Here is a 24,400-nt window from a genome sequence, read left to right on the forward strand (position 1 = left end):
GCGGCACCGCCCGGTGCCGCCCTCCATGGAATGATCCCGTCCCACCCGCCACGCGAGACACCATGACGTCACCGCAGCCTCCCGAGCCCCGCGCCGACGGGGATACCCTGCCACGCCACGTGGCCATCATCATGGACGGCAACAACCGCTGGGCCAAGGCCCGCGGCCTGGCCGGCGTGCGTGGCCACCACGCCGGCGTCGAGGCCGTCCGCGCCGTGATCCGGCGCGCCGCCGAGCGCGGCATCGAGACCCTGACGCTGTTCGCCTTCTCCAGCGAGAACTGGAAGCGTCCGCCCGCCGAGGTCAACGCCCTGATGGAGCTGTTCCTGATGGCGCTGAAGCGCGAGGTCAAGAAGCTCCACCAGCACGACATCCGGCTCTCGGTGATCGGTGACCGTGCCGGCTTCTCCGCCGCCATCCAGAAGCATATCGCCGAGGCCGAGGCGCTGACCGCGGAGAATCGCGGCCTGCACCTGGTGATCGCCGCCAATTACGGCGGCCGGGGCGACATCGCCCAGGCCGCCCGCCGGCTCGGCGAGCGGGTCGCCGACGGCGAGCTCGCCCCCGACGCCATCGACGAGGCGGCGCTGGAAGGCGAGCTGGGCCTGGCCGACCCGGTGGACCTGTGCATCCGCACCAGCGGCGAGCGTCGCATCTCCAACTTCCTGCTCTGGCAGCTGGCCTACGCCGAGCTGCATTTCTCGCCGGTGCTGTGGCCCGACTTCGACGGCGAGGCCTTCGACGAGGCCCTGGCCGACTTCGCCGGGCGCAAGCGGCGCTTCGGCATGACCGACGAACAGGTCGAGGCGCGAGGTGCTTAGGCAGCGCATCCTCACCGCCGCCTGGCTGGCGCCCCTGGCGCTGGTCGGCCTGTTCGGCCTGTCCGGCGGGCCCTTCGCCGCCTTCACCGCCTGTGTCGTGCTGCTCGGCGCCTGGGAGTGGGCCAACCTGGCGGGGCTCGCCGAGGGCCCGCCCCGGCTGGCGCCGGTGCTCGGCCTCGGCGCGGTGCTGGCGCTGCTGTTCCTGGCCGACATGACCCAGGCCCAGTGGCCGCTGTGGCTCGGTGCGCTGGGTTGGGCGGTCAACCTCTACTGGGTCGCCGGCTATCCCGGGCGCGTCGCCCAGTGGCAGGCCACCGGCACGCGGCTGGCGATGGGGCTGTGGGTGCTCGCGCCGGCCTGGGTCGGCCTCAACGTGCTGCGCGAGGCCGGGGCGGCCTGGCTGCTGTTCGTGCTGCTGCTGGTCTGGGGCGCGGACATCGGCGCCTACTTCGTCGGCCGGGCCCTGGGGCGGCGCAAGCTGGCGCCCAGCGTCAGTCCCGGCAAGACCTGGGAGGGCGTGGCCGGCGGCCTGGCGGTGACCACGCTGCTGGCCCTGGGCTTCGCCGCCTGGCGGGACCTCGGCGCCGGCGACACCCTGGTGCTGGTGGTCGCGACCCTGGTCGTGACCCTGGCCTCGGTGGTCGGCGACCTGCTCGAGAGCATGCTCAAGCGCCACCGCGGCATCAAGGACTCCAGCCGGCTGCTGCCCGGCCACGGCGGCGTGCTGGACCGCATCGACAGCCTGACCGCCGCGGTGCCGCTGTTCGCCCTGCTGCTCCAGGGAGGGCTGGGCGGATGAGCGAGCGGCCACAGACCGTCACCGTGTTGGGGGCCACCGGCTCCATCGGCACCAGCACCCTGGATGTGCTCGCCCGCCATCCGGAGCGCTATCGAGTCCATGCCCTGACCGCCCACCGCGCCCGGGAGGCCCTGCTGGCCCAGTGCCGGGCGCATCGTCCGGCGCTGGCGGTGATCGATCGCGAGGAGGACGCCGCCTGGCTGCGCGAGCGGCTGCGCGAGGCGGGGCTCGCCACCGAGGTGCGCGCCGGCCCGGAGGCCCTGGTGGAGGTCAGCGAGGCCCCCGAGGTCGACGTGGTCATGGCGGCCATCGTCGGCGCCGCCGGCCTGCTGCCGACGCTGGCCGCGGTGCGTGCCGGCAAGCGGGTGCTGCTGGCCAACAAGGAGGCGCTGGTGATGTCCGGCGGCCTCTTCATGGACGCCGTGGCGCGCTCGGGGGCGACCCTGCTGCCGATCGATTCCGAACACAATGCCATCTACCAGTGTCTACCCGTCGAGCATCGCGGCGGGCTGGCGCGCCACGGCGTCACCCGGCTGCTGCTGACCGCCTCCGGCGGCCCCTTCCGGGGCTGGTCCCGGGAGACGCTGGCGGCGGTGACGCCGGATCAGGCCTGCGCCCACCCCAACTGGTCGATGGGGCGCAAGATCTCGGTGGACAGCGCCACCCTGATGAACAAGGGGCTGGAGCTGATCGAGGCCTGCTGGCTGTTCGACGCCCGCCCCGACCAGGTCCAGGTGGTGGTGCATCCGCAGAGCGTGATCCACTCCATGGCCGCCTACAGCGACGGCTCGGTGCTGGCCCAGCTGGGCAATCCGGACATGCGCACCCCGATCGCCTATGGCCTGGCCTGGCCGGAGCGCATCGCGGCAGGGGTCGAGCCGCTGGACCTGTTCGCCGTGGCGCGCCTGGACTTCGAGGCCCCGGACGAGGAGGCCTTCCCCTGCCTGCGGCTGGCCCGGGAGGCCATGGCCGAGGGGGGTACCGCCCCGGCGGTGCTCAATGCCGCCAACGAGGTGGGCGTGGACGCCTTCCTCGACGGACGCCTCGGCTTCGCCGGCATCGGCGAACTGGTGGCGCGGGTGCGCGAGGCCTGCCCCGTGGAGGCGGCCGGGGAGCTCGAGGGCATCCTCGCCGCCGACGCCCGGGCCCGCCGCGAGGCCCGGGCCTGGCTGGCGCGCCGCTGAGCGCCCGGTGTCGTCAACCTCCAGGAGACTGTCATGGGTCTGATCCAGAACGTGCTGGCCGTCATCGTGGTCCTCGGCCTGTTGATCACCTTCCACGAGTTCGGCCATTTCTGGGTCGCCCGCCGCTGCGGCGTCAAGGTGCTGCGCTTCTCGGTGGGCTTCGGCAAGCCGCTGTGGTCGCGCCTCGATCGCCACGGCACCGAGTTCGCCGTGGCCGCGATTCCCCTGGGCGGCTACGTCAAGATGCTCGACGAACGCGAGGGCGAGGTGCCCGCCGAGGAGCGTCACCGGGCCTTCAACCGCCAGAACGTCTGGGCCCGCATCGCCATCGTCGTCGCCGGGCCCCTGGCCAACTTCCTGCTCGCCCTGGTGGCCTACTGGGTGCTGTTCGTGGCCGGCACCACCACCGTGGTGCCGGTGATCGGCGAGGTGGCGCCCGATTCTCCGGCCGCCCGGGGCGGCCTGGCCGCGGGCCAGGAGATCACCGCGGTCCGCGGCGAGCCGGTGCGCTCCTGGGAGGAGATCAATCTCGAGCTGGTGGCCGCCATCGGCGCCAGCGGCGAGCTGACGGTGAGCGCCCGGGACGAGGGCGACAGTGCCGCCCGCCAGCACCGGCTGCCGGTGGAGGACTGGCTGGTGCGCCAGGATCCGCCCCAGCCCCTGCCGAGCCTGGGCATCACGCCCTGGCGACCGCCCCTGCCCGCCACCCTGGGCCAGGTGGTGGACGGCGAACCGGCCGCCGCCGCGGGCCTGCGGGCCGGCGACGAGATCCTCGCCGTGGACGGCGAGCCGGTGGCCGGCTGGCGCGACTTCGTGGAGCGGGTGCGGGCCCGCCCCGGCGAGCCCCTGGCGCTGAGCGTCCGGCGCGGCGAGCGGCGCCTGTCGCTGAGCCTGACGCCCCGCGCCAATGCCCTGGACGACGGCACCACCATCGGCTATGTGGGCGCCGGCGTCGAGCCGGTTGCCTGGCCCGAGGCGTACCGCCGCGAGATCCGCTACGGCCCCCTGGCCGCCGTCGGCCAGGCGGCCGCCCGCACCGGCGAGATGACGGTGCTGACCCTGGATGCCATCCGCAAGATGGTGGTCGGGCTGATCTCGCCCTCCAACCTCTCCGGGCCCATCACCATCGCCCGCATCGCCGGCGACACCGCGCGCTCCGGGCTGGAGAGCTTCATCAGCTTCATGGCGTACCTGTCGATCAGCCTGGGCGTGCTGAACCTGCTGCCCATTCCGGTCCTCGACGGCGGCCACCTGATGTACTACCTGGTCGAGGCGGTGCGGGGGCGGCCGGTATCCGAGCGGGTCCAGGCGCTGGGCCTGCGCATCGGCCTGGCGCTGGTCGGCACCCTGATGCTGATGGCGCTGTATTTCGACCTCATGCGGCTCTGACCGGCCGCATGCCGGCTTGTCAGTTACCCGTGCGAATGTATAAGGTGCCTGTCTGGACAGGTAGGCAGATCAACGCGAGCGAATCGACTGCATGAAGATCAAGACCATCGGACTGGCGGCGCTGCTGCTCGCCGGTGCCGGCACCGGCACGGCACAGGCGGAAACCTTCGACGTAACGGACATACGAGTGGAGGGCCTGCAGCGCGTGTCGGCCGCCTCCGTCTTCAATGCCTTCCCTGTCAACGCCCCGGATCGCGTCGACGAGCGCGAGCTGGCCGAGGCCGCCCGGGCGCTGTTCGCCACGGGGCTGTTCGAGGACGTGCGCCTGGCCCGCCAGGGCGGCGTGCTGATCATCGAGGTGGAGGAGCGCCCGACCATCACCCGCCTCAACATCGAGGGCAACAGCCAGATCCCCGAGGAGGAGCTGCGCCGCGGCCTGCGCGAGGCGGGGCTCGACGAGGGGCAGGTGCTGGAGCTCTCCACTCTGGAATCGATCCAGCGCGAGCTGTCGGGCGTCTACCAGGCCCAGGGGCGCTACAGCGCCCGCATCGACACCCGGGTCCAGGAGCTCGGCCAGGGCCGCGTCCAGGTCGACATCGACATCGACGAGGGGGCGGTGGCCAAGATCCGCCAGATCAACATCGTCGGCAACCAGGCCTTCGACGACGAGACCCTGCGCGATGTCTTCGAGCTGGAGGATCGCCCGGGCTGGTTCTTCGGCTGGTTCTCCAGCGACGAGTATTCCCGCCAGGCGCTGTCCGGCGACCTGGAACGGCTGCGCTCCCACTACCTGGATCGCGGCTACGTCAACTTCACCATCGACTCCACCCAGGTGGCCATCGCCCCCGACAAGTCGAAGATCTTCGTCACCATCAACGTCACCGAGGGAAGCCGCTATCGCCTCGGCGATATCCGCTTCGCCGGTGATCTGCGCATCCCCGAGCGCGAGGCCCGGGAGCTGCTCGAGGTGGAGCGCGGCGAGACCTTCTCGCGCAGCGACGTCACCGCCTCGGCGGAGGCGCTGCGCTCGCGGCTCGGCGCCGAGGGGTTCGCCTTCGCCAACGTCGACGGCATTCCCGAAACCCGCGACGACGGCGAGACCGTCGACCTGACCTTCCGGGTGGACGCCGGGCGCCGCGCCTACGTGCGTCGCGTCGAGTTCGTCGGCAACACCACCACCCAGGACGAGGTGCTGCGCCGCGAGATGATCCAGATGGAGGGCGCGCCGGCCTCCACCGAGTCGATCAGCCAGTCCCGCGAGCGCCTGCAGCGACTGGGCTTCTTCAAGCAGGTCGAGGTGCAGACCGAGCCGGTCGCCGGCTCCCCGGACCAGCTGGACGTCACCTATACCGTGGAGGAGCAGCCCTCCGGGTCGATCTCGGCGAGCATCGGCTTCTCCCAGAGCGCCGGGGTGATCTATGGTGCCTCGCTGTCCCAGAACAACTTCCTGGGCACCGGCAACCGCGTCAACATCGGCGCCCAGCGCAGCGACACCTACACCAATCTGAACTTCGGCTTCACCGATCCCTACTGGACCCTCGACGGCATCTCCCGGGGCTATAACCTCTTCTACCGGGAGACCGACTACGAGGACTCGGACATCTCGACCTACTCCACCGACGCCTACGGCGGCGGGATCAGCTTCGGCTACCCGATCAACGAGCTCACCCGGCTCAACTTCGGCGCCGACGTCGAGGACCTGACGATCGAGACCTACAGCGACACCGCCTCCGAGATCCAGCGCTACGTCGACGACCAGGGCGACAACGCCCAGGCCTTCAAGCTGTCCGCCAGCTGGACGCGCAACGACCTCAATCGCGGCATCATGCCCACCGCCGGCAACTACCAGCGGCTGTCGCTGGAGACCACGGTGCCCGGCAGCGACGCCGAGTACTACAAGCTGCGCGCCCGGGCCCGGCACTTCTTCCCCTTCGACGAGGAGCAGACCTGGTCGCTCAAGCTGCGCGGCGAGGTGGGCTACGCCGACAGCATCGGCAACGATCCCTACCCGTTCTACGAGAACTTCTTCTCGGGCGGCCTGGGCTCGGTGCGCGGCTTCACCGGCAACACCCTGGGGCCGAACACCACGCCGCCCGTGGACGGCGACGACGACGAGGATCGCACCCTGGGCGGCAACGTCCTGGTCGAGGGCGGCGTCGAGCTGATCTTCCCGATGCCCTTCGTGGAGGACAAGCGTTCCGTGCAGCCCTCGCTGTTCGTCGACGGCGGCAACACCTACCTCACCGACTGCTACGCGGTGCGCGACGACGAGGCCGGCCAGTCCAGCTGCGAGTCGGGCGTCGACCTGGGCGAGCTGCGCTACAGCGTGGGCCTCGGCGTCTCCTGGCTGACGCCGGTGGGCCCGCTGACCTTCAGCATCGCCGAGCCGCTCAACGCCAAGGACGACGACGACACCCAGTTCTTCCAGTTCTCGCTGGGCCAGACCTTCTGACCCGGCCTCGACAAGGAGCATCCCCATGCGCACCCTGACCGCCGCTCTCTGCCTGGGGCTCGCCGGGCTGGTCGCCCTGCCGGCCCAGGCCGCCGAGGTGGCCGTGCTCGACTGGCGCCAGGCCCTGATGGAGACCGAGGCCGCCCAGCGTTCCATGAACCAGTTCCGCAACCGGGTCCACGACCGCCAGCAGGAGGCCGAGGCCCTGGGCCAGGAGCTCCAGGGCATGCAGCAGCGCCTCCAGGAGGAGGGCGAGTTGATGGCCGAGGCCGAGCGACGCAGTACCCTCGAGGCCTTCCGGCAGAAGGGGCAGCGCTTCGAGCAGCTGCGCCAGTCGCTGCTGCAGGAGCGCCAGCAGGCCGAGCAGGCCTTCCTGGAAGAGGCCGAGCCCAAGCTGGACCAGGCGGTCCAGCGCATCATCGAACGCCATGACGTCGAGGTGCTGGTCAACCCCCGGGGCGTGGTGCACGCCGAGGGCGATCTGCCCGACCTGACCGGGGAAGTCACCGAGATCCTCGACTCGCTCTACTGAGCGCCCCCGCCCTGGAGGCGCCGGGGCCGGGAAGGCGCTTGCCGCGCCGCCCCGGCGCCTTCGTAACCGACACCGGGTTCCCCATGACGCAAGACTCTCCTTCTCTGACGCTGGCCGAGATCGCCGCCCGCCTCGGTGCCGTCCTCCAGGGTGACGGCGAGCGGGCCGTGCGTGGCCTGGCGACCCTGCGCGACGCCGGGCCCGATCAGGTGGCCTTCCTGGCCAACCGCGCCTACCTCAAGGACCTGCCCGGCACCCGCGCCGCGGCCGTGCTGCTGCATCCCGATCATGCCGGGACCTGTCCCACCGCCTGCCTGACCCTGGACAACCCCTACCTGGGCTATGCCGAGCTGTCGCGACTCTTCGACCCGCTGGCCGGGCGCGAGGCCCCGGGCGTGCACGCCTCCGCGGTGGTCGCCGAGGACGCGCGGCTGGGGGAGGGCGTGGCCGTCGGCCCCCAGGCGGTCATCGAGGCCGGCGCCGAGCTCGGCGACGGGGTGGTGGTCGGTCCCGGCTGCGTGGTTGGCGCCGACACCCGCATCGGCGAAGGCTCGCGCCTGCATGCCAACGTCACCGTCTACCACGGCGTGGTGATCGGCGCGCGGGTGATCCTGCACAGCGGCTGCGTGATCGGCGCCGACGGCTTCGGTTTCGCCCACGATGGGCGGCGCTGGCACAAGATCGCCCAGCTGGGCGGCGTGGTGATCGGCGACGACGTCGAGGTGGGCAGCGGCTCGAGCATCGACCGCGGCGCCCTGGGCGACACCGTGATCGGCGAGGACGTCAAGATCGACAGCCAGGTGCAGATCGCCCATAACGTCCAGATCGGCGATCACAGCGCCCTGGCCGGCTGCGTGGGCATCGCCGGCTCCACCCGGGTCGGCCGGCACTGCATGCTCGGCGGCGGCGTCGGGCTCTCGGGCCACCTGACGATCTGCGATGGCGTCCAGGTCACCGGCATGAGCCTGGTCACCAACTCGATCCACGAGCCGGGCGTCTACTCCTCCGGCACCGGCGCCATGGACAATGCCCAGTGGCGCCGCAACGCGGTACGCTTCAAGCAGCTCGACGACATCGCCCGCCGCCTGCATCGCCTGGAAAAAGCCGGGCGGGGTGGTTGAGGCCCGGTTGCGGGGCGGTATAATCCCCCGCCCGTCCGTCGGCCCGGCGCCGACGGTCGTGCCCGCGCCGCGGGCATCCTGTCATTTCAGAGGTCGCTACGATGGTAATGGACATCAACGAGATTCGTGAATATCTGCCCCACCGCTACCCCTTCCTGCTGGTGGACAGGGTGACGGAGCTCGCCCTCGGCGAAACCATCGTTGCCTACAAGAATGTCAGCATCAACGAGCCGTTCTTCAACGGCCACTTCCCGCATCATCCGATCATGCCGGGCGTGCTGGTGATCGAGGCCCTGGCCCAGGCCTGCGGCATCCTCGGCTTCAAGACCGTCAACAAGCTGCCCGCCGACGGCTACGTCTACTACCTGGTGGGCAGCGACAACGTGCGCTTCAAGCGCCCGGTGATGCCCGGCGACCAGCTGGAGCTGCGCGCCGACGTGATCCGCGAGAAGCGCGGCATCTGGAAGTTCGCCTGCAAGGCCACCGTGGCCGGCGAGGTGGCCTGCGAGGCCGACATCATCTGTGCCGAGAGGAAGGTCGCTTGATTCATCCCACCGCCATCGTAGACCCCGGGGCGCGCCTGGCCGACGACGTCGAGGTCGGGCCCTTCAGCGTGATCGGCGCCGACGTGGAGATCGGCGCCGGTTCGCGGATCGGGCCGCACGTGGTGATCCAGGGTCCCACGGTGCTCGGCGAGCGCACCCGCATCTTCCAGTTCGCCTCGGTCGGCGAGGAGTGCCAGGACAAGAAGTACGCCGGCGAGCCCACCCGCCTGGTGATGGGCGACGACAACGTCATCCGCGAGGGGGTGACCCTGCACCGCGGCACCGTCCAGGATCGCGGCGAGACCACCATTGGCTCGCGCAACCTGTTCATGGCCTATGTGCACGTCGGCCACGACTGCGTGATCGGCGACGACTGCATCCTGGCCAACCAGGTGACCCTGGCCGGCCACGTCAAGCTGGGCGACTTCGCGATCCTCGGCGGCCTGTCCGCCATCCACCAGTTCTGCCACTTCGGCGACCACGCCATGGCCGGCGGCGGCTCGATCATCACCAAGGACACCCCGGCCTACGTGATGATCAACGGCAACCCCGCCCAGGCTCACGGCCTCAACCTGATCGGCCTGCGCCGCCGCGGCTTCTCCAAGGAGGCGATCCAGGCCCTGGGCGAGGCCTACAAGCTGGTCTATCGCCAGGGCATGACCGTCGAGCAGGCGCTCACCGAGATCCGCACGCGCTACTCGCTGCCCGAGACCGAGGCCTTCGTCGCCTCCATCGAGGCCTCGACCCGCGGCATCGTGCGCTGAGCGGGGCGCGACCATGACGATCGCGCGCGTCTACCTGGTCGCCGGCGAGCTGTCCGGCGATATCCTCGGCGCCGGCCTGATGCGCGAGCTCAGGGCTCGCCACCCCGGCGTCGAGTTCCGCGGCATCGGCGGCCCCCGCATGATCGCGGAGGGCATCGACAGCCGCTTTCCCCTGGAGACCCTGTCGGTCATGGGGCTGGTCGAGGTGCTCAGGCACCTGCCCGGGCTGGTGCGCGTGCGCCGCACCCTGCGCGAGGACGCCCTGGCATGGCGGCCGGACATCGTGATCGGCATCGACGCCCCGGACTTCAACCTGGGCCTGGAACGCCAGCTGCGCGAGGCCGGCCTGACCACTGCCCACTATGTCAGCCCCTCCGTCTGGGCCTGGCGCCAGGGACGGGTCAAGGGCATCGCCCGCTCGGTGGACGCCATGTTGACCTTCCTGCCCTTCGAGGCCGCCTTCTATGCCCGCCACAGGGTGCCGGTGGCCTTCGTCGGCCACCCGCTGGCCGACGAGCTGCCGCTGGTCAACGACCGCGCCGGTGCCCGGGAGGCCCTGGGTCTGCCCGGCGAGGGGCCGCTGCTCGCCGTGCTGCCGGGCTCCCGGGCCAACGAGATCCGCTTCCTGGGCGCGACCTTCCTCGACGCCGCCGAGCGGCTGTGCCGCGCGCGCGCGGCGCTGCGGGTGGTGATCCCCGCCGCCACCCCGGCGCGGCGCGCCGAGCTCGAGGCCCTGCTCGAGGGCCGCGAGGCCCTCGCCGAGCGGGTGATCCTGGTCGACGGCCGGTCGCGGGAGGCCATGGTGGCCGCCGATGCCGTGCTGCTGGCCTCCGGCACCGCTGCCCTGGAGGCCATGCTCTGCCACCGGGCGATGGTGGTGGCCTATCGCATGGCGCCGATGACCCACTGGCTGGCCAGGCGGCTGGTCAGGACCGAGTGGATCTCGCTGCCCAACCTGATCGCCCGGGAGACCCTGGTGCCGGAGCTGATCCAGGACGACGCTCACCCCGAGGCGATCGCCGAGCGGCTCGGCGGGCTGCTCGACGACGCCGAGGACCGCGCCGCCCTGGAGGCACGCTTCGCCGAGATGCACGCCGGCCTGCGGCGGGGCGCCAGCCGCCGCGCCGTCGATGCCGTCGAGGCCCTGGTGGCGGGGCGGGCGCTGCCCGCCTCGGTGGCCCCCGAGGCGGGGGAGGGCGCGTCGTGAAGGGCGAGGACTTTCCGCCGCTGGTCGTCGACTACCGGGGCGAGCGGCTGGCCGGGATCGACGAGGTGGGCCGCGGCCCCCTGGTGGGCCCGGTGGTGGCGGCGGCGGTGATCCTCGATCCGCGCGATCCCATCGACGGGCTCACCGACTCCAAGAAGCTGACCGCCAAGCGCCGCGAGGCCCTGGACGGCGAGATCCGCGCCCGCGCCCTGGCCTTCGCCGTGGCCGAGGCCGGCCCCGAGGAGATCGACGCCCTCAATATCTACCATGCCACCCACCTGGCCATGCGCCGGGCCATCGATGCCCTCGCGCCGGCCCCGGAGCACCTGCTGGTGGACGGCAATCGCCTGCCGGGGCATCATGTGCCCGGCCAGGCGGTGGTCAAGGGCGACCTGCGCCACCCGGCGATCGCCGCCGCCTCGATACTGGCCAAGGTGGCCCGGGACGCCGGCATGCTGGCCCTGGATGCCCGGCACCCCGACTACGGCTTCGCCCGCCACAAGGGCTACCCGACCCGCGAGCACCTGGCCGCCCTGGAGCGCCTCGGCGCGCTGCCCGAGCACCGTCGCTCCTTCGCGCCCGTCAAGCGCCAGCTGAGCCTGCTGTAGTCCCTCGCCCGCGAGCAGCGGGAGGGAGGCCGTTGCTCCGGCCCGCGATCGCGTCGTCTTATCCATCATCACCAAGCCCGAGTCCGCCATGACCACGCCCTTCGTTCATCTCCGCGTCCACAGCGAATTCTCCCTGGTCGACGGCCTGGTGCGTCTCAAGCCGCTGATCAAGACGGCGGTGGCCCAGGGAACCCCGGCGCTGGCGCTCACCGACGAGGCCAACCTCTTCGCCCTGGTCAAGTACTACACCGGCGCCCAGGGCGCCGGGCTCAAGCCGATCATCGGCAGCGACTTCTGGCTGGCCAATCCCCATGACGCGGCGCACCCCTACCGCCTGACCCTGCTGGCGATGAACGACACCGGCTACCGCAACCTCACCGAGCTGATCTCGCGGGGCTGGGTGGAGGGCCAGCGGGACGGCCAGGCGCTGCTCGACAAGGCCTGGGTGCTGGCGCAGAGCGAGGGGCTGATCGCCCTGTCCGGCGGCCACGAGGGCGAGATCGGCCGCCACCTGGTCACCGAGCACCATGCCGAGGCCAGGGCGCTGCTCGAGGAATGGCGGGCCGCCTTCCCGGGGCGCTTCTACCTGGAGCTGAGCCGTGCCGGCCGCCCGCTGGAGGAGGAGTGCGTACACCTCTCGGTGGACCTGGCGGTGGCGACCGGGACCCCGGTGGTGGCCACCAACGACGTGCGCTTCCTCGAGCGCGAGGACTTCTGGGCCCACGAGACCCGGGTGGCCATCGGCGAGGGCAAGGCGCTGGACGACAAGCGCCGCGAGCGCCGCTACACCGAGGAGCAGTACCTCAAGAGCCCCGAGGAGATGGCCGAGCTGTTCTCGGACATCCCCGAGGCGCTGGAGAACAGCGTGATGATCGCCGCGCGCTGCAACGTCGACGTGCGCCTGGGCGAGATTTTCCTGCCGGAGTACGAGATCCCCGAGGGCATGACCCAGGACGAGTTCTTCCGCAAGATCTCCCATGACGGCCTCACCGAGCGCCTCGACTTCCTCTACCCGGCCGACCGCTATCCCCGCGACGGCGCCGAGTATGCCGAGATCGACGCCCGCTACCGCAAGCGGCTCGACTTCGAGCTCGACATCATCGTCCAGATGGGCTTCCCGGGCTACTTCCTGATCGTGATGGACTTCATCCAGTGGGCCAAGGACAACGACGTCCCGGTGGGCCCCGGGCGGGGCTCCGGCGCCGGCTCGCTGGTGGCCTATGCCCAGAAGATCACCGACCTGGATCCGCTCGAGTACGACCTGCTGTTCGAGCGCTTCCTCAACCCGGAGCGGGTCTCGATGCCCGACTTCGACGTCGACTTCTGCATGGAGAAGCGCGACCGGGTGATCGACTACGTGGCCGACCGCTATGGCCGCGATGCCGTCTCGCAGATCGTGACCTTCGGCACCATGGCCGCCAAGGCGGTGGTGCGCGACGTGGCCCGCGCCCAGGGCAAGCCCTACTCGCTGGGCGACAAGCTCTCCAAGCTGATCCCCTTCGAGGTCGGCATGACCCTGGAGAAGGCGATCGAGGACGAGCCCCAGCTCCAGGAGTTCCTCGAGGCCGACGAGGAGGCCCAGGAGATCTGGGACATGGCCAGGAAGCTCGAGGGCATTACCCGGGGCACCGGCAAGCACGCCGGGGGCGTGGTGATCGCCCCCACCAAGCTCACCGACTTCTCGCCGCTGCTCTGCGACGAGGATGGCAGCGGCCTGCGCGTGCAGTACGACAAGAACGACATCGAGGACGCCGGCCTGGTCAAGTTCGACTTCCTGGGCCTGCGCACCCTGACCATCATCGACTGGGCGCTGGAGATGGTCGACAAGGTGCGCGCCGTCGAGGGCCAGGGGCCGCTGAACATCGATGCCATTCCGCTCGACGACGTGCCCACCTTCGACATGCTCAAGAAAGCCGAGACCACGGCGGTCTTCCAGCTCGAATCCCGCGGCATGAAGGAGCTGATCAAGCGCCTGCAGCCGGACTCCCTGGAGGACATGATCGCCCTGGTGGCGCTGTTCCGTCCCGGCCCCCTGCAGTCGGGCATGGTCGACGACTTCATCAACCGCAAGCATGGCCGGGCGGAGATCTCCTATCCCCACCCGGACTATCAGCACGAGCTGCTCAAGCCGGTGCTGGAGCCGACCTACGGCATCATCCTCTACCAGGAGCAGGTGATGCAGATCGCCCAGGTGATGGCCGGCTATAGCCTGGGCCAGGCCGACATGCTGCGTCGCGCCATGGGCAAGAAGAAGCCCGAGGAGATGGCCAAGCAGCGGGTCGGCTTCATGGAGGGCTGCGCCGCCAACGGCATCGACAAGGACCTGGCGGGCAACATCTTCGACCTGGTGGAGAAGTTCGCCGGCTACGGCTTCAACAAGTCCCACTCGGCGGCCTACGGGCTGGTCTCGTACCAGACCGCCTGGCTCAAGGCGCACTATCCCGGCCCCTTCATGGCCGCGGTGATGTCCACCGAGATGGACAACCTCGACAAGGTGGTGCCGCTGATCGAGGAATGCCGCCATATCGGGCTCACGGTGACCCCGCCGGACGTCAACGTCGGCGGCTACAAGTTCACCGTCGACGACGAGGGCCGGGTGGTCTACGGCCTGGGCGCCATCCGCGGCGTGGGCGAGGGGCCGATCGGCGCCATCGTCGAGGCGCGGGGGGAAGGCGGCGCCTTCCGCGACCTGTTCGACTTCTGCAAGCGGGTCGATCCCAAGCGCATGAACAAGCGCACCCTGGAGGCGCTGATCCGCTCCGGGGCGCTGGACACCCTGGGGCCGAGCCGCGCGGTGATGGCCGCCTCCCTGGAGGCGGCCCTGAAGGCCGCGGCGCAGAACCAGGCCAACCAGAACCTCGGCATGATGGACATGTTCGGCGAGGCCTTCGCCGCCTCGGACGAGGAAGAGGCCGCCGACGTCTACGCCGACTATCGCCGGGTGCGCGAGTGGACCGACAAGGAGCGCCTGGCCGGCGAGAAAGACACCCTGGGCCTCTACCTGACCGGCCACCCCATCGACGAGTACGAGGGGGAGCTCGCGCGCTTCGTCTCCACCCGCATCGTCGACCTCAAGCCGTCCCGGGAGCCCCAGCGGGTGGCCGGCCTGGTGGTGGGGCTGCGCACCATGAAGTCCAAGCGCGGCGACACCATGGCCTTCGTCACCCTGGACGATCGCACCGGGCGCATCGAGGCCTCGCTGTTCGGCGAGCTGTTCGAGGCGGTGCGCGGCCGGCTGGACACCGACCAGGTGCTGATCGTCGAGGGCGAGGTCTCCACCGACGACTACTCGGGGGGGCTGCGCCTGCGCGGCAAGGAGATCACGCCCATGGTCGATGCCCGCGCCCGCTACGGCCAGGCGGTGGAGCTGTCTCTGGACGGCGAACGGGTCAACGGCCGGCTGGTGGACAGTCTGCGCGACAGCCTGACGCCCTTCCGGGACGGCGATGGCCTGCCGGTGCGGCTGCGCTATCGGCGCCCCGAGGCGGCGGGCTGGCTGGAGCTGGCCGACGACTGGCGGGTCATGCCCTCCGACGAGCTGCTGATCGCCTTGCGCGAGGTCGAGGGACAGGACGGCGTGCGCCTGCGCTATCGCTGATGACGCCGGCCCGGCCGGGCCGGGAATGTGCACTCGGCCGGCCGCGCCTTGCGTGGCCCTGTCAGGGTGCGATAATGCTCACCATTTGACGCTCCCCCGGTCGTCCCGCGGCCGACGAGAAAGGCTAGCCCATGAATCCCAACTACCTAGACTTCGAACAGCCCATCGCCGAGCTCCAGGCCAAGATCGAGGAGCTGCGTCTGGTCGGCAACGACAGCCAGGTCAATCTCAACGACGAGATCGGCCGGCTCGAGGAGAAGAGCCGCAAGCTGACCGAGTCGATCTTCAAGGACCTGTCCTCCTGGCAGGTGTCCCAGCTGTCGCGCCACCCGCAGCGGCCCTACACCCTGGACTACCTGGAGCACGTCTTCACCGACTTCGACGAGCTGCACGGCGATCGGCGCTTCGCCGACGACGCCGCCATCGTCGGCGGCGTGGCACGCCTGGACGACAAGCCGGTGATGGTCATCGGCCACCAGAAGGGCCGCGACGTCAAGGAGAAGGTGCGCCGCAACTTCGGCATGCCGCGCCCCGAGGGCTACCGCAAGGCCTGCCGGCTGATGGAAATGGCCGAGCGCTTCGGGATGCCGGTGCTGACCTTCATCGACACCCCCGGCGCCTATCCGGGCATCGACGCCGAGGAGCGCGGCCAGTCCGAGGCCATCGCCCACAACCTGGCGGTGATGTCGCGCCTCAAGACCCCGATCGTCGCCACCGTGGTGGGCGAGGGTGGTTCCGGCGGCGCCCTGGCCATCGGCGTCTGCGACGAGCTGGCCATGCTGCAGTATTCCACCTATTCGGTGATCTCCCCGGAGGGCTGTGCCTCCATCCTGTGGAAGAGCGCCGACAAGGCCTCCGAGGCGGCCCAGGCCATGGGCATCACCGCCGAGCGCCTCAAGGAGCTGGGCCTGGTCGACACCCTGATTCCCGAGCCCCTGGGCGGCGCCCATCGCCAGCCGGTGGACACCGCCGAGCGCATCCGCACCGCCCTGACCGAGAGCCTCGATCGCCTGAACGGCATGGACATGGAGACCCTGCTGGAGCGGCGGTACGAGCGCCTGATGAGCTACGGCGCCCCCGTTTGATATCGGGCCTTTCTGCGTTCGATCTGGCAGTGTTGGAGAAGACCTCATCCTGCTCATTTAGCCGCAAGTAAACTCCGCGGCTTCGGTCTTCTCCGCCTAGCCAGATCGTCGCTCGAAGAGGCCGCTGGCTGGGTGGCGATGGCTCTGCCAACTCGATGTCCCAGCGGTCTTCCTGCCCATGAGCCCCGCGTCCTCTTCCCTGCAAGCCGTGATCGACGACGCCCTGGCGGCGACCCCGCCGGGGCGCGCCGTCTGGGTGGCGCTGTCCGGCGGCCTCGATTCCTGCCTGCTGCTGACCCTGGCCGCGGATGCCTGCCGGCGACACCCCCGCCCGCTGCGGGCGTTGCACGTGCACCACGGCCTCCAGGCCGCCGCCGATGACTTCGAGGTCCACTGCCGGCGGCTGTGTAGCCGCCTCGGGGTGCCGCTGTTCGTGGCGCGCGCCGTCGTCGATGCCGCGGCGGGGCGGGGCCTCGAGGGCGAGGCCCGCGCCGCCCGCTATGCGGCCCTGGCTCGCCGGGTCGGCTCGGGCGAGAGCCTGTGGCTGGCCCAGCATCGCGACGACCAGGCCGAGACCTTCCTGCTCGCGGCCCTGCGCGGCGCCGGGCCCCGGGGCCTGGCGGCCATGCCCCGGGAGCGCGGGCTGGCCGGGGCGCGGCTCGCGCGTCCGCTGCTCGCGCACTCCCGCGCCGAGCTGGCGGCCGAGGCGGCCCGCCGGGGCCTGGCCTGGGTGGAGGATCCAACCAATGCCGAGACCGTGCAGGAGCGCAACTACCTGCGCCACCGGGTGCTGCCGACGCTGGCACACCGCTGGCCCCATGTCGGCGACGCCCTGACCCGCAGCGCTCGGCTTTCCGGCGAGGCGGACGACCTGCTCGAGGAATTCGCCGCCGAGGACCTGGCGCGGCTCTCCGGCGACCCCGGGCGCCTGCCCGTCGCCGGCCTGGGGGCGCTGTCGCCCCCGCGCCGGCGCCTGCTGATCCGCCATGGCCTGGATCGTCAGGGGCTGCCGCGGCCGCCCGCCGCCCGGCTGGCGGCGCTGCTCGAGCAGCTCGAGGCGCGCCGCGACGCCGAGGTGCGCGTCGCCTGGGCGGGGGCCGAGGCCCGCGTCTGGCGCGGGGCGCTCTACCTGCTGGCGCCGCCCCGGGCGCTGCCGGATGGCTGGGCGGCCGACTGGGACGGGCGCGCGCCCCTCGAGACCCCGCTGGGGCCTGTCGCGGTCGGGCTCGAGCGGGACGACGGCGCGCCCGCCCGCCTGCGCCTGGCGCCGCGGCAGGGCGGCGAACGGCTGCGACTGGCCGGCCGGGGCGGCCGGGACCTCAAGCGCCTGCTGCAGGAATGGGCGCTGCCGCCCTGGGAGCGGGCCGGCCTGGTGGTGGCCTGGCACCGCGACCGGCCGGTGGCGGTGGGACGGCCCTCGGGCTGGCTGGCCTGCGCCGAGGGCTGGCGGATCAGGCGGTGATCAGCGACAGGTCCAGGTCAGCCGCCTGCTGGTAGGCGACCTCCTGCTCCAGGTCGGTGAGCAGCAGGCTCGGCGCCTCCTCCGCCAGGCGCAGGCGCAGGGCCTCGCCCTTCACCGACAGCTCGGGCAGGGCGGGGGGCTGCTCGGGGCGGGAGTGGTTGAGGATCACCGCCAGCCGCAGCAGGCGGGCCAGGCGGGCGTGGGAGCCGCGCTCCGCGGCGGGCAGGGCCTGCCACTCCTTGATCGGGAACTTGCGGCGATGGGCGCGCACCAGGAAGGCCAGCAGCCGCTGCTCGGGCCGCGAGAAGCCGGCCAGGTCGGAGTGCTCCAGCAGGTAGGCGCCGTGACGGTGGAACTGGCTGTGGGAGATGGCCAGGCCCATCTCGTGCAGCCGGCTGGCCCACTCGAGGAAACGGGCCTGGTCGTCGTCCAGCGACCAGGCGTCGCGGACCTGCGCCAGCAGCCCCAGGGCGGTGGCGGCGACGTTGTCGGCCTGTCGGGCGTCGACGCCATAGGTCCGCTCGAGGCTGGCCAGGGTCTTGAGCCGCGAGTCCTCCGGGCTGTTGCGGCCCGCCATGTCGTAGAGCACCCCCTCGCGCAGGGCGCCATCCGAGTAGCGCATCGCCTCCAGCTCGAAGGCCTCGAAGATGGCGCCGAGGATCGCCACCCCGGCGGGGAAGATCGGTGCCCGGTCGGTCTTGAGGCCTTCCATGGCGATCTTGTCCAGCCGCTTGCACTTGATCAGCCGCTTGCGCAGGTCATGTAGCCCCTTGCGGGTGATCACCCCGGCGGGGCCCTTGCCGGCGGCGGCGATCACCGCGGCGACGGCCTTGATGGTGCCGCTGGAGCCCACCGGGTCGGACCAGCCCAGGGTCTGGAAGGGCCGCTGGATGTTGGCCAGCTCCGAGAGGGCGGCCAGCTCGGCGCGGCGCATGCGCTTCTCGGTGATCTCGCCGGTATCGAAGAAGCGTCGGGTGAAGGTCACGCAGCCCATGCGCAGGCTCTCCAGGGCCAGGGGCTCGAAGCGCTCGCCGACGATGAACTCGGTGGAGCCGCCGCCGATGTCGACGATCAGGCGGCGTCCTTCCTCGGCCACCGCGTGGGCGGCGCCCAGGTAGATCAGGCGCGCCTCCTCGCGGCCGGCGATGATCTCGATGCGCGTGCCCAGCAGGGCCTCGGCCCGGTCGATGAAGTCCTGGCTGTTGTCGGCGTCGCGCAGGGCGTTGGTGCCCACCACCCGCAGGTCCCGCGGCGCGATGCCCTCCAGGAAGGGCGCGAAGCGGGCCAGGCAGTCCAGGGCGCGGGTCATCGCCGCCTCGTCGAGCAGGCCGTCCTCGTCCAGGCCGGCGGCGAGCTGGACCTTGTCGCCCTGGCGGGCGACGACCTGGAGGCGGTCGTCCTGGTAGTTGGCCACCAGCAGGTGGAAGCTGTTGGAGCCGAGGTCGATGGCGGCGAGGCGCCGCGGCGCGGGGGCTTGGTCGACGCTGCCGGGGGGCGGGGCGTGCCGGTCCGTTGAGGCGGTCATGGCGGGTCCTTCGGGATGACTGGCCAAAGGTTGCGGGCGCCTCCCGGCCTTGTCAATCGCGAGGGGCGGGGTGTTGCGTTTCCCGCCGGCCTTGACTAGTATCGGGGCGTTCGCCTGTTCCGAATGCTTCCCGACCGCTCACGGCGACTGCGCCGCGGTCAACTCCAAGTCGTCAGATAGCCCACTGCAATCAGCCCGCAACCCTGGCCGCTGGCCACGAGCCGCTGATTCAGGCGAAATGAACCTGCTCCCTCGCTCCCGAGACTGGCCCGGCATCCCCCACAGTGCGGTTGCCCCCTCGGCCATGATCCGCATCCGACGAGAGGCAGCCTGTCCGGGCTCTGAACGCATCCACGCGGCGTTAATGTCTCGCCTCCTGTCTCATCACGGCGCATGACTTGCCCGGCTTTCACGAGCAACTTCTGAACACACCGATGAATCTTACCGAACTCAAGCAAAAGCCCGTGCCGGAACTCCTGGAGATCGCCCGCGGGATGGGCATCGACAACCTGGCACGCTCCCGCAAGCAGGACATCATCTTCGCCATCCTCAAGAAGCATGCCAAGAGCGGCGAGGCCATCTACGGCGATGGCGTCCTGGAGATCCTGCAGGACGGGTTCGGCTTCCTGCGCAGCGCCGACAGTTCCTACATGGCCGGCCCCGATGACATCTATGTCTCGCCCTCCCAGATCCGGCGCTTCAACCTGCGCAAGGGCGACTCCATCTCCGGCAAGATTCGTCCGCCCAAGGAAGGGGAGCGTTACTTCGCGCTGTTGAAGGTCAGCGAGATCAACTTCGACAAGCCGGAGAACGCCAAGCACAAGATCCTCTTCGAGAACCTCACGCCGCTGTTCCCCCAGGAGCGGCTGCGCATGGAGATCGGCAACGGCTCCACCGAGGATCTCACGGCGCGGATCATCGATCTGACCGCCCCCATCGGCAAGGGCCAGCGCGGCCTGCTCGTCTCGCCCCCCAAGGCGGGCAAGACGCTGATGCTGCAGAACATCGCCACCTCGATCACCCGCAACAATCCCGAGTGCCACCTGATCGTGCTGCTGATCGACGAGCGGCCCGAGGAGGTCACCGAGATGTCGCGGACGGTGCGCGGCGAGGTGGTGGCGTCCACCTTCGACGAGCCGCCGGCCCGTCACGTCCAGGTGGCCGAGATGGTGATCGAGAAGGCCAAGCGCCTGGTCGAGCACAAGAAGGACGTGGTGATCCTGCTCGACTCCATCACCCGCCTGGCCCGGGCCTACAACACCGTGGTGCCGAGCTCCGGCAAGGTGCTGACCGGCGGTGTCGACGCCCATGCCCTGGAGAAGCCCAAGCGCTTCTTCGGCGCGGCGCGCAACATCGAGGAGGGCGGCAGCCTGACCATCATCGCCACGGCGCTGGTCGACACCGGCTCGAAGATGGACGAGGTGATCTTCGAGGAGTTCAAGGGCACCGGCAACATGGAGGCCCACCTGGACCGCAAGCTCGCCGAGAAGCGCGTCTACCCGGCCCTCAACATCCGCCGCTCCGGCACCCGCCGCGAGGACCTGATCGCCTCCGAGGAAGAGATGCAGCGCATGTGGATCCTGCGCAAACTGCTCAACCCCATGGAGGACGTGGCGGCCACCGAGTTCCTGATCGATCGCCTGAAGGATTCCAAGACCAATATCGAGTTCTTCGAGGCCATGAAGCGACGCTGATCGGTGCTATTGCGCTTGCGGATACGGCGTTGAATCCTCGCTCGGCCTGCTCATGTACGGCTCGTACACTCCGCGGCCCTCGCTCGGATTCGCCTTGTCTCCGCTGCGCTCATGACGCGCCGATGGCCAGCTAACCGAGCTCGACAGGTCAGAGGTCGGGCTCATGGCGGCCAGGCGCAGCATCCTCGAGGGGCGGCATGCTATGCTGCCCCTTTCGTCGTTCAGGGAAGCGAGAAACCGCATGAAGTACCGGGACTTGCGCGAGTTCATCGCGGCACTCGAAGCGCAGGGCGAGCTCAGGCGCGTCACCGCCGAGGTGGATCCCTATCTGGAGATCACCGAGATCTGCGATCGCACCCTGCGGGCCGGCGGGCCGGCGCTGCTGTTCGAGAACGTCAAGGGCCACGACATGCCGCTGCTCGGCAACCTCTTCGGCACCCCGAAGCGGGTCGCCCTGGGCATGGGCCAGGAGTCGGTGGATGCCCTGCGCGAGGTGGGCGAGCTGCTGGCCTTCCTCAAGGAGCCGGAGCCGCCCAAGGGCTTCCGCGACGCCCTGGACAAGCTGCCGGTCTACAAGCAGGTGCTGAGCATGGGGCCCAAGACGCTGCGTCGCGCCCCGGTGCAGGAGCTGGTGTTCGAGGGCGACGACGTCGACCTCGACCGCCTGCCGATCCAGCACTGCTGGCCCGGCGATGCCGCGCCGCTGGTCACCTGGCCGCTGGTGATCACCAAGGGCCCGCACAAGAAGCGCCAGAACCTGGGGATCTACCGTCAGCAGAAGCTTTCGCGCAACCGCCTGATCATGCGCTGGCTGTCCCATCGCGGCGGCGCCCTGGACTTCCAGGAGTGGTGCCGCGAGCACCCCGGCGAGCCCTTCCCGGTGGCGGTAGCGCTGGGCGCCGATCCGGCGACCATCCTCGGCGCCGTGACGCCGGTCCCGGACAGCCTCTCCGAGTACGCCTTCGCCGGGCTGCTGCGCGGCTCGCGCACCGAGCTGGTCAAGTGCGGCCACGCCGACCTCCAGGTGCCGGCGTCCGCCGAGATCATCCTCGAGGGCTTCCTCTATCCGGACGACACCGCTCCCGAGGGGCCCTACGGCGACCATACCGGCTACTACAACGAGGTGGAGACCTTCCCGGTGTTCACGGTGACCCGCATGACGATGCGCCGCGACGCCATCTACCACTCCACCTACACCGGCCGCCCGCCCGACGAGCCGGCGGTGCTGGGGCTGGCGCTCAACGAGGTCTTCGTGCCGATCCTGCGGCGCCAGTTCCCGGAGATCGTCGACTTCTACCTGCCCCCGGAAGGCTGCTCCTACCGCATGGCGGTGGTGACCATGAAGAAGCAGTACCCCGGCCACGCCAAGCGGGTGATGATGGGGGTGTGGAGCTTCCTGCGCCAGTTCATGTACACCAAGTTCGTGGTGGTCCTCGACGACGATGTGGACGCCCGGAACTGGCAGGACGTGATCTGGGCCATCACCACCCGCATGGACCCGGCCCGGGATACCGTGCTGGTGGAGAACACCCCCATCGACTACCTGGACTTCGCCTCCCCGGTGGCGGGGCTGGGGTCCAAGATGGGCCTGGATGCGACCAACAAGTGGCCCGGCGAGACCGACCGCGAGTGGGGCGATCCCATCGTCATGGACGCCGCCGTCAAGGCGCGCGTCGGCGAGCGCTGGGCCGAGCTGGGCATCGACACCCCTGACATCGACAAGAGGCATTCATGACGGCAAGGACCCTGACCTGCCAGGTCGTCGAGGTCGAGGACCTCACTCCCGACGTCTTCCGGGTGCGCCTGGAAGGCCGCGCCGAGGCCATGGCCCATGTGCCGGGCCAGTACCTGGAGATGCAGCTGGACCCCGAGACCTGGGTGCCCTTCTCCATCGCCAACGCCCACGGCGGCGACGGCCGGCTCGAGCTGCATATCCAGCACTGGCCGGAGCGGGGCAACTCGGCGAAGCTGCGCGAGCTGCTGGTGGAGGCGCGGCAGCTGACCCTGCGCCTGCCCGGCGGCGACTGCGTGCTCGACCCGGACAGTACCCGGCCGCTGCTGCTGGTGGCCGCCGGCACCGGTTTCGCCCAGATGAAGGCCATCGTCGAGGCGGCGCTGCACGCCGACCCCGAGCGCGAGATCGCCCTGTGGTGGGCGGCCAAGGAGCGCCGCGAGCTCTACCTGGAAAGCCTGGCCCGGGAGTGGGCGGCGACCCATCCCGGCCTGACCTTCCACGGGGTCAGCGAGCAGGGCATGGACGCCTCCTTCGATGCCGAGCGCATCCAGGGGCACCGGGGACGCATCGACGAGGTGCTCGGCGAGTGCCTGGACGACGTGGCCGGCCATGACGTCTATCTCTCCGGCTCGCCGGGCATGGTCTATGCCTGCGTCGACGTCCTGGCCTCGCTGGGGCTCGAGCCGACGCGGGTGTTCTCGGACGTCTTCGCCTACGCCCCCCGGGATCCGCTGGTGCCCACGGTGGGCAGCCTGGTGAAGGAGCGGCGGGCATGAGCGTCTCGCCGATCCTGATCACCGGCGGCGCCCAGCGCCTGGGCCGCCACTGCGCCGAGCGACTCGTCGACGAGGGGCATCCGGTGATCGTCAGCTATCGCCGCGAGCGCGAGGAGCTGGCGGCGCTGCGCGAGCGGGGCATCGTCACCCTGCAGGCCGACTTCGCCGACGAGGCCGGCATCCGCGACTTCCTGGCCCGGCTGCGCGCCGAGACCTCGTCGCTGCGGGCCATCGTCCACAATGCCAGCGACTGGGCGCCGGACTCTGATGCCGAGGACGCCGGGGAGAATTTCGAGCGTCTGTTCCGGGTGCACATGCTGGCGCCCTACCTGATCAACCAGGAGGCCCGCGACCTGCTCGAGGCGTGCACCGAGCCGATGCGCGACATCGTCCACATGACCGACTACGTGGCGCGCCATGGCTCCCGCAAGCACGCCGCCTATGCCGCCACCAAGGCGGGGCTGGAGAGCCTGACCCTGTCCTTCGCGGCGATGTACGCGCCCTCGATCCAGGTCAACGCCATCGCCCCGGCGATGATCATGCTCAACGAGGGCGACGACGCGGCCTACGCCGAGAAGGCGCGCGCCAAGTCGGCCATGGAGCTGATCCCCGGCCCCGGGGTGATCCACCAGAGCCTGCGCTACCTGCTCGACAACCGCTACGTCACCGGCGTCACCCTGCCGGTCGATGGCGGTCGCCATCTTCGCTAGAATGCCGGGATCCTGACGACAACACCGAGAGGACACCTTCCCATGGCAGGACACGACGAGAACTTCAAGGACGACAGCGGCCTGCTGTCGGTCTTCCTGGGCCTGGCGGTGCTGGTGGGCATGAGCGCCCTGCCGGCCACCATCGGCTGGGTGCAGCTGGCCACCGGTTGAGCCCCGCCCTTGCCATCCGGCCCGCGACACGGCAGGATGTCCGGAGACACAGGAGACGACCATGACGCCGACCCCCTTCGCCACAGCGAGCCAGCCTCCCGCCCCCGCGGCGGCGTTCGCCCGTGGCCGCGAGGCGGCCGTCGGCGTGGCATCCTATTGGTACTGGTTTAGCGCCGGCGTGCCGGCGGCTGGCGCCTGACACCGCTCAGGACGACGCCGCGA

20 protein-coding genes are annotated in these 24,400 nt (G+C 70.6%); 19 read left to right on the forward strand and 1 reads right to left on the reverse strand.

What is annotated here, in order from left to right:
* The first annotated feature begins 62 nt into the window (after positions 1 to 62).
* From uppS to tilS, 14 genes are all read left to right on the forward strand, one after another.
* Positions 63 to 821, forward strand: coding sequence for a polyprenyl diphosphate synthase (gene uppS, locus QC818_RS10375; protein ID WP_309652786.1), 759 nt, complete (start codon positions 63 to 65; stop codon positions 819 to 821).
* The gene (locus QC818_RS10380) at positions 814 to 1,620 is read left to right on the forward strand and encodes a phosphatidate cytidylyltransferase (RefSeq protein WP_309652787.1); all 807 of its coding nucleotides are present in this window, start codon (positions 814 to 816) and stop codon (positions 1,618 to 1,620) included. Before uppS ends, QC818_RS10380 begins: the two co-directional genes overlap by 8 nt.
* Positions 1,617 to 2,804, forward strand: coding sequence for a 1-deoxy-D-xylulose-5-phosphate reductoisomerase (ispC, locus tag QC818_RS10385; RefSeq protein ID WP_309652788.1), 1,188 nt, complete (start codon positions 1,617 to 1,619; stop codon positions 2,802 to 2,804). The genes QC818_RS10380 and ispC overlap by 4 nt, the downstream gene beginning before the upstream one ends.
* Before the next feature lie 33 nt (positions 2,805 to 2,837).
* On the forward strand, positions 2,838 to 4,193 hold the full coding sequence (gene rseP, locus QC818_RS10390; protein ID WP_309652789.1) for a sigma E protease regulator RseP: 1,356 nt from the start codon (positions 2,838 to 2,840) through the stop codon (positions 4,191 to 4,193).
* A gap of 91 nt (positions 4,194 to 4,284) precedes the next feature.
* Entirely contained in the window at positions 4,285 to 6,645 is a 2,361-nt protein-coding gene (gene bamA / locus QC818_RS10395) for an outer membrane protein assembly factor BamA (protein WP_309652790.1), read from the forward strand.
* Between the two features lie 25 nt (positions 6,646 to 6,670).
* Positions 6,671 to 7,177 carry an OmpH/Skp family outer membrane protein gene (locus QC818_RS10400; protein WP_309652791.1) on the forward strand — a complete coding sequence of 169 codons (507 nt, stop codon included), beginning with the start codon at positions 6,671 to 6,673 and terminating at the stop codon, positions 7,175 to 7,177.
* An 83-nt stretch (positions 7,178 to 7,260) separates the two neighbouring features.
* Positions 7,261 to 8,298: a UDP-3-O-(3-hydroxymyristoyl)glucosamine N-acyltransferase gene (gene lpxD, locus QC818_RS10405; protein ID WP_309652792.1), complete on the forward strand. Its 1,038-nt coding sequence runs from the start codon at positions 7,261 to 7,263 to the stop codon at positions 8,296 to 8,298.
* A 101-nt stretch (positions 8,299 to 8,399) separates the two neighbouring features.
* Positions 8,400 to 8,843, forward strand: coding sequence for a 3-hydroxyacyl-ACP dehydratase FabZ (fabZ, locus tag QC818_RS10410; protein ID WP_309652793.1), 444 nt, complete (start codon positions 8,400 to 8,402; stop codon positions 8,841 to 8,843).
* Entirely contained in the window at positions 8,840 to 9,607 is a 768-nt protein-coding gene (gene lpxA, locus QC818_RS10415) for an acyl-ACP--UDP-N-acetylglucosamine O-acyltransferase (RefSeq protein ID WP_309652794.1), read from the forward strand. The genes fabZ and lpxA overlap by 4 nt, the downstream gene beginning before the upstream one ends.
* Before the next feature lie 13 nt (positions 9,608 to 9,620).
* The gene (gene lpxB / locus QC818_RS10420) at positions 9,621 to 10,814 is read left to right on the forward strand and encodes a lipid-A-disaccharide synthase (protein WP_309652795.1); all 1,194 of its coding nucleotides are present in this window, start codon (positions 9,621 to 9,623) and stop codon (positions 10,812 to 10,814) included.
* Positions 10,811 to 11,422: a ribonuclease HII gene (rnhB, locus tag QC818_RS10425; protein ID WP_309652796.1), complete on the forward strand. Its 612-nt coding sequence runs from the start codon at positions 10,811 to 10,813 to the stop codon at positions 11,420 to 11,422. The genes lpxB and rnhB overlap by 4 nt, the downstream gene beginning before the upstream one ends.
* A gap of 88 nt (positions 11,423 to 11,510) precedes the next feature.
* The gene (gene dnaE, locus QC818_RS10430; RefSeq protein WP_309652797.1) at positions 11,511 to 15,020 is read left to right on the forward strand and encodes a DNA polymerase III subunit alpha; all 3,510 of its coding nucleotides are present in this window, start codon (positions 11,511 to 11,513) and stop codon (positions 15,018 to 15,020) included.
* 131 nt (positions 15,021 to 15,151) lie between these two features.
* Positions 15,152 to 16,105: an acetyl-CoA carboxylase carboxyltransferase subunit alpha gene (locus QC818_RS10435; RefSeq protein ID WP_309652798.1), complete on the forward strand. Its 954-nt coding sequence runs from the start codon at positions 15,152 to 15,154 to the stop codon at positions 16,103 to 16,105.
* Between the two features lie 178 nt (positions 16,106 to 16,283).
* The gene (gene tilS, locus QC818_RS10440) at positions 16,284 to 17,567 is read left to right on the forward strand and encodes a tRNA lysidine(34) synthetase TilS (RefSeq protein WP_309652799.1); all 1,284 of its coding nucleotides are present in this window, start codon (positions 16,284 to 16,286) and stop codon (positions 17,565 to 17,567) included.
* On the opposite strand, the gene ppx is transcribed toward tilS, so the two are convergent.
* The gene (gene ppx, locus QC818_RS10445; RefSeq protein WP_309652800.1) at positions 17,557 to 19,092 is read right to left on the reverse strand and encodes an exopolyphosphatase; all 1,536 of its coding nucleotides are present in this window, start codon (positions 19,090 to 19,092) and stop codon (positions 17,557 to 17,559) included. The genes tilS and ppx overlap by 11 nt on opposite strands.
* A 434-nt stretch (positions 19,093 to 19,526) precedes the next feature.
* Here ppx and rho point away from each other — a divergent pair, with 434 nt between their 5' ends.
* The 5 genes from rho (at position 19,527) to QC818_RS10470 (ending at position 24,178) form a co-directional block, all read left to right on the forward strand.
* Positions 19,527 to 20,786: a transcription termination factor Rho gene (rho, locus tag QC818_RS10450; protein ID WP_309652801.1), complete on the forward strand. Its 1,260-nt coding sequence runs from the start codon at positions 19,527 to 19,529 to the stop codon at positions 20,784 to 20,786.
* Between the two features lie 241 nt (positions 20,787 to 21,027).
* Positions 21,028 to 22,521 carry a 4-hydroxy-3-polyprenylbenzoate decarboxylase gene (ubiD, locus tag QC818_RS10455; protein ID WP_309652802.1) on the forward strand — a complete coding sequence of 498 codons (1,494 nt, stop codon included), beginning with the start codon at positions 21,028 to 21,030 and terminating at the stop codon, positions 22,519 to 22,521.
* On the forward strand, positions 22,518 to 23,297 hold the full coding sequence (locus tag QC818_RS10460; RefSeq protein ID WP_309652803.1) for an NAD(P)H-flavin reductase: 780 nt from the start codon (positions 22,518 to 22,520) through the stop codon (positions 23,295 to 23,297). Before ubiD ends, QC818_RS10460 begins: the two co-directional genes overlap by 4 nt.
* Positions 23,294 to 24,007, forward strand: coding sequence for a dihydromonapterin reductase (folM, locus tag QC818_RS10465; protein ID WP_309652804.1), 714 nt, complete (start codon positions 23,294 to 23,296; stop codon positions 24,005 to 24,007). The genes QC818_RS10460 and folM overlap by 4 nt, the downstream gene beginning before the upstream one ends.
* A 42-nt stretch (positions 24,008 to 24,049) precedes the next feature.
* On the forward strand, positions 24,050 to 24,178 hold the full coding sequence (locus QC818_RS10470; RefSeq protein WP_265331673.1) for a hypothetical protein: 129 nt from the start codon (positions 24,050 to 24,052) through the stop codon (positions 24,176 to 24,178).
* Positions 24,179 to 24,400: the final 222 nt, after the last annotated feature.

This window comes from Halomonas koreensis (genome assembly GCF_031451675.1).
Classification (GTDB): domain Bacteria; phylum Pseudomonadota; class Gammaproteobacteria; order Pseudomonadales; family Halomonadaceae; genus Halomonas; species Halomonas koreensis.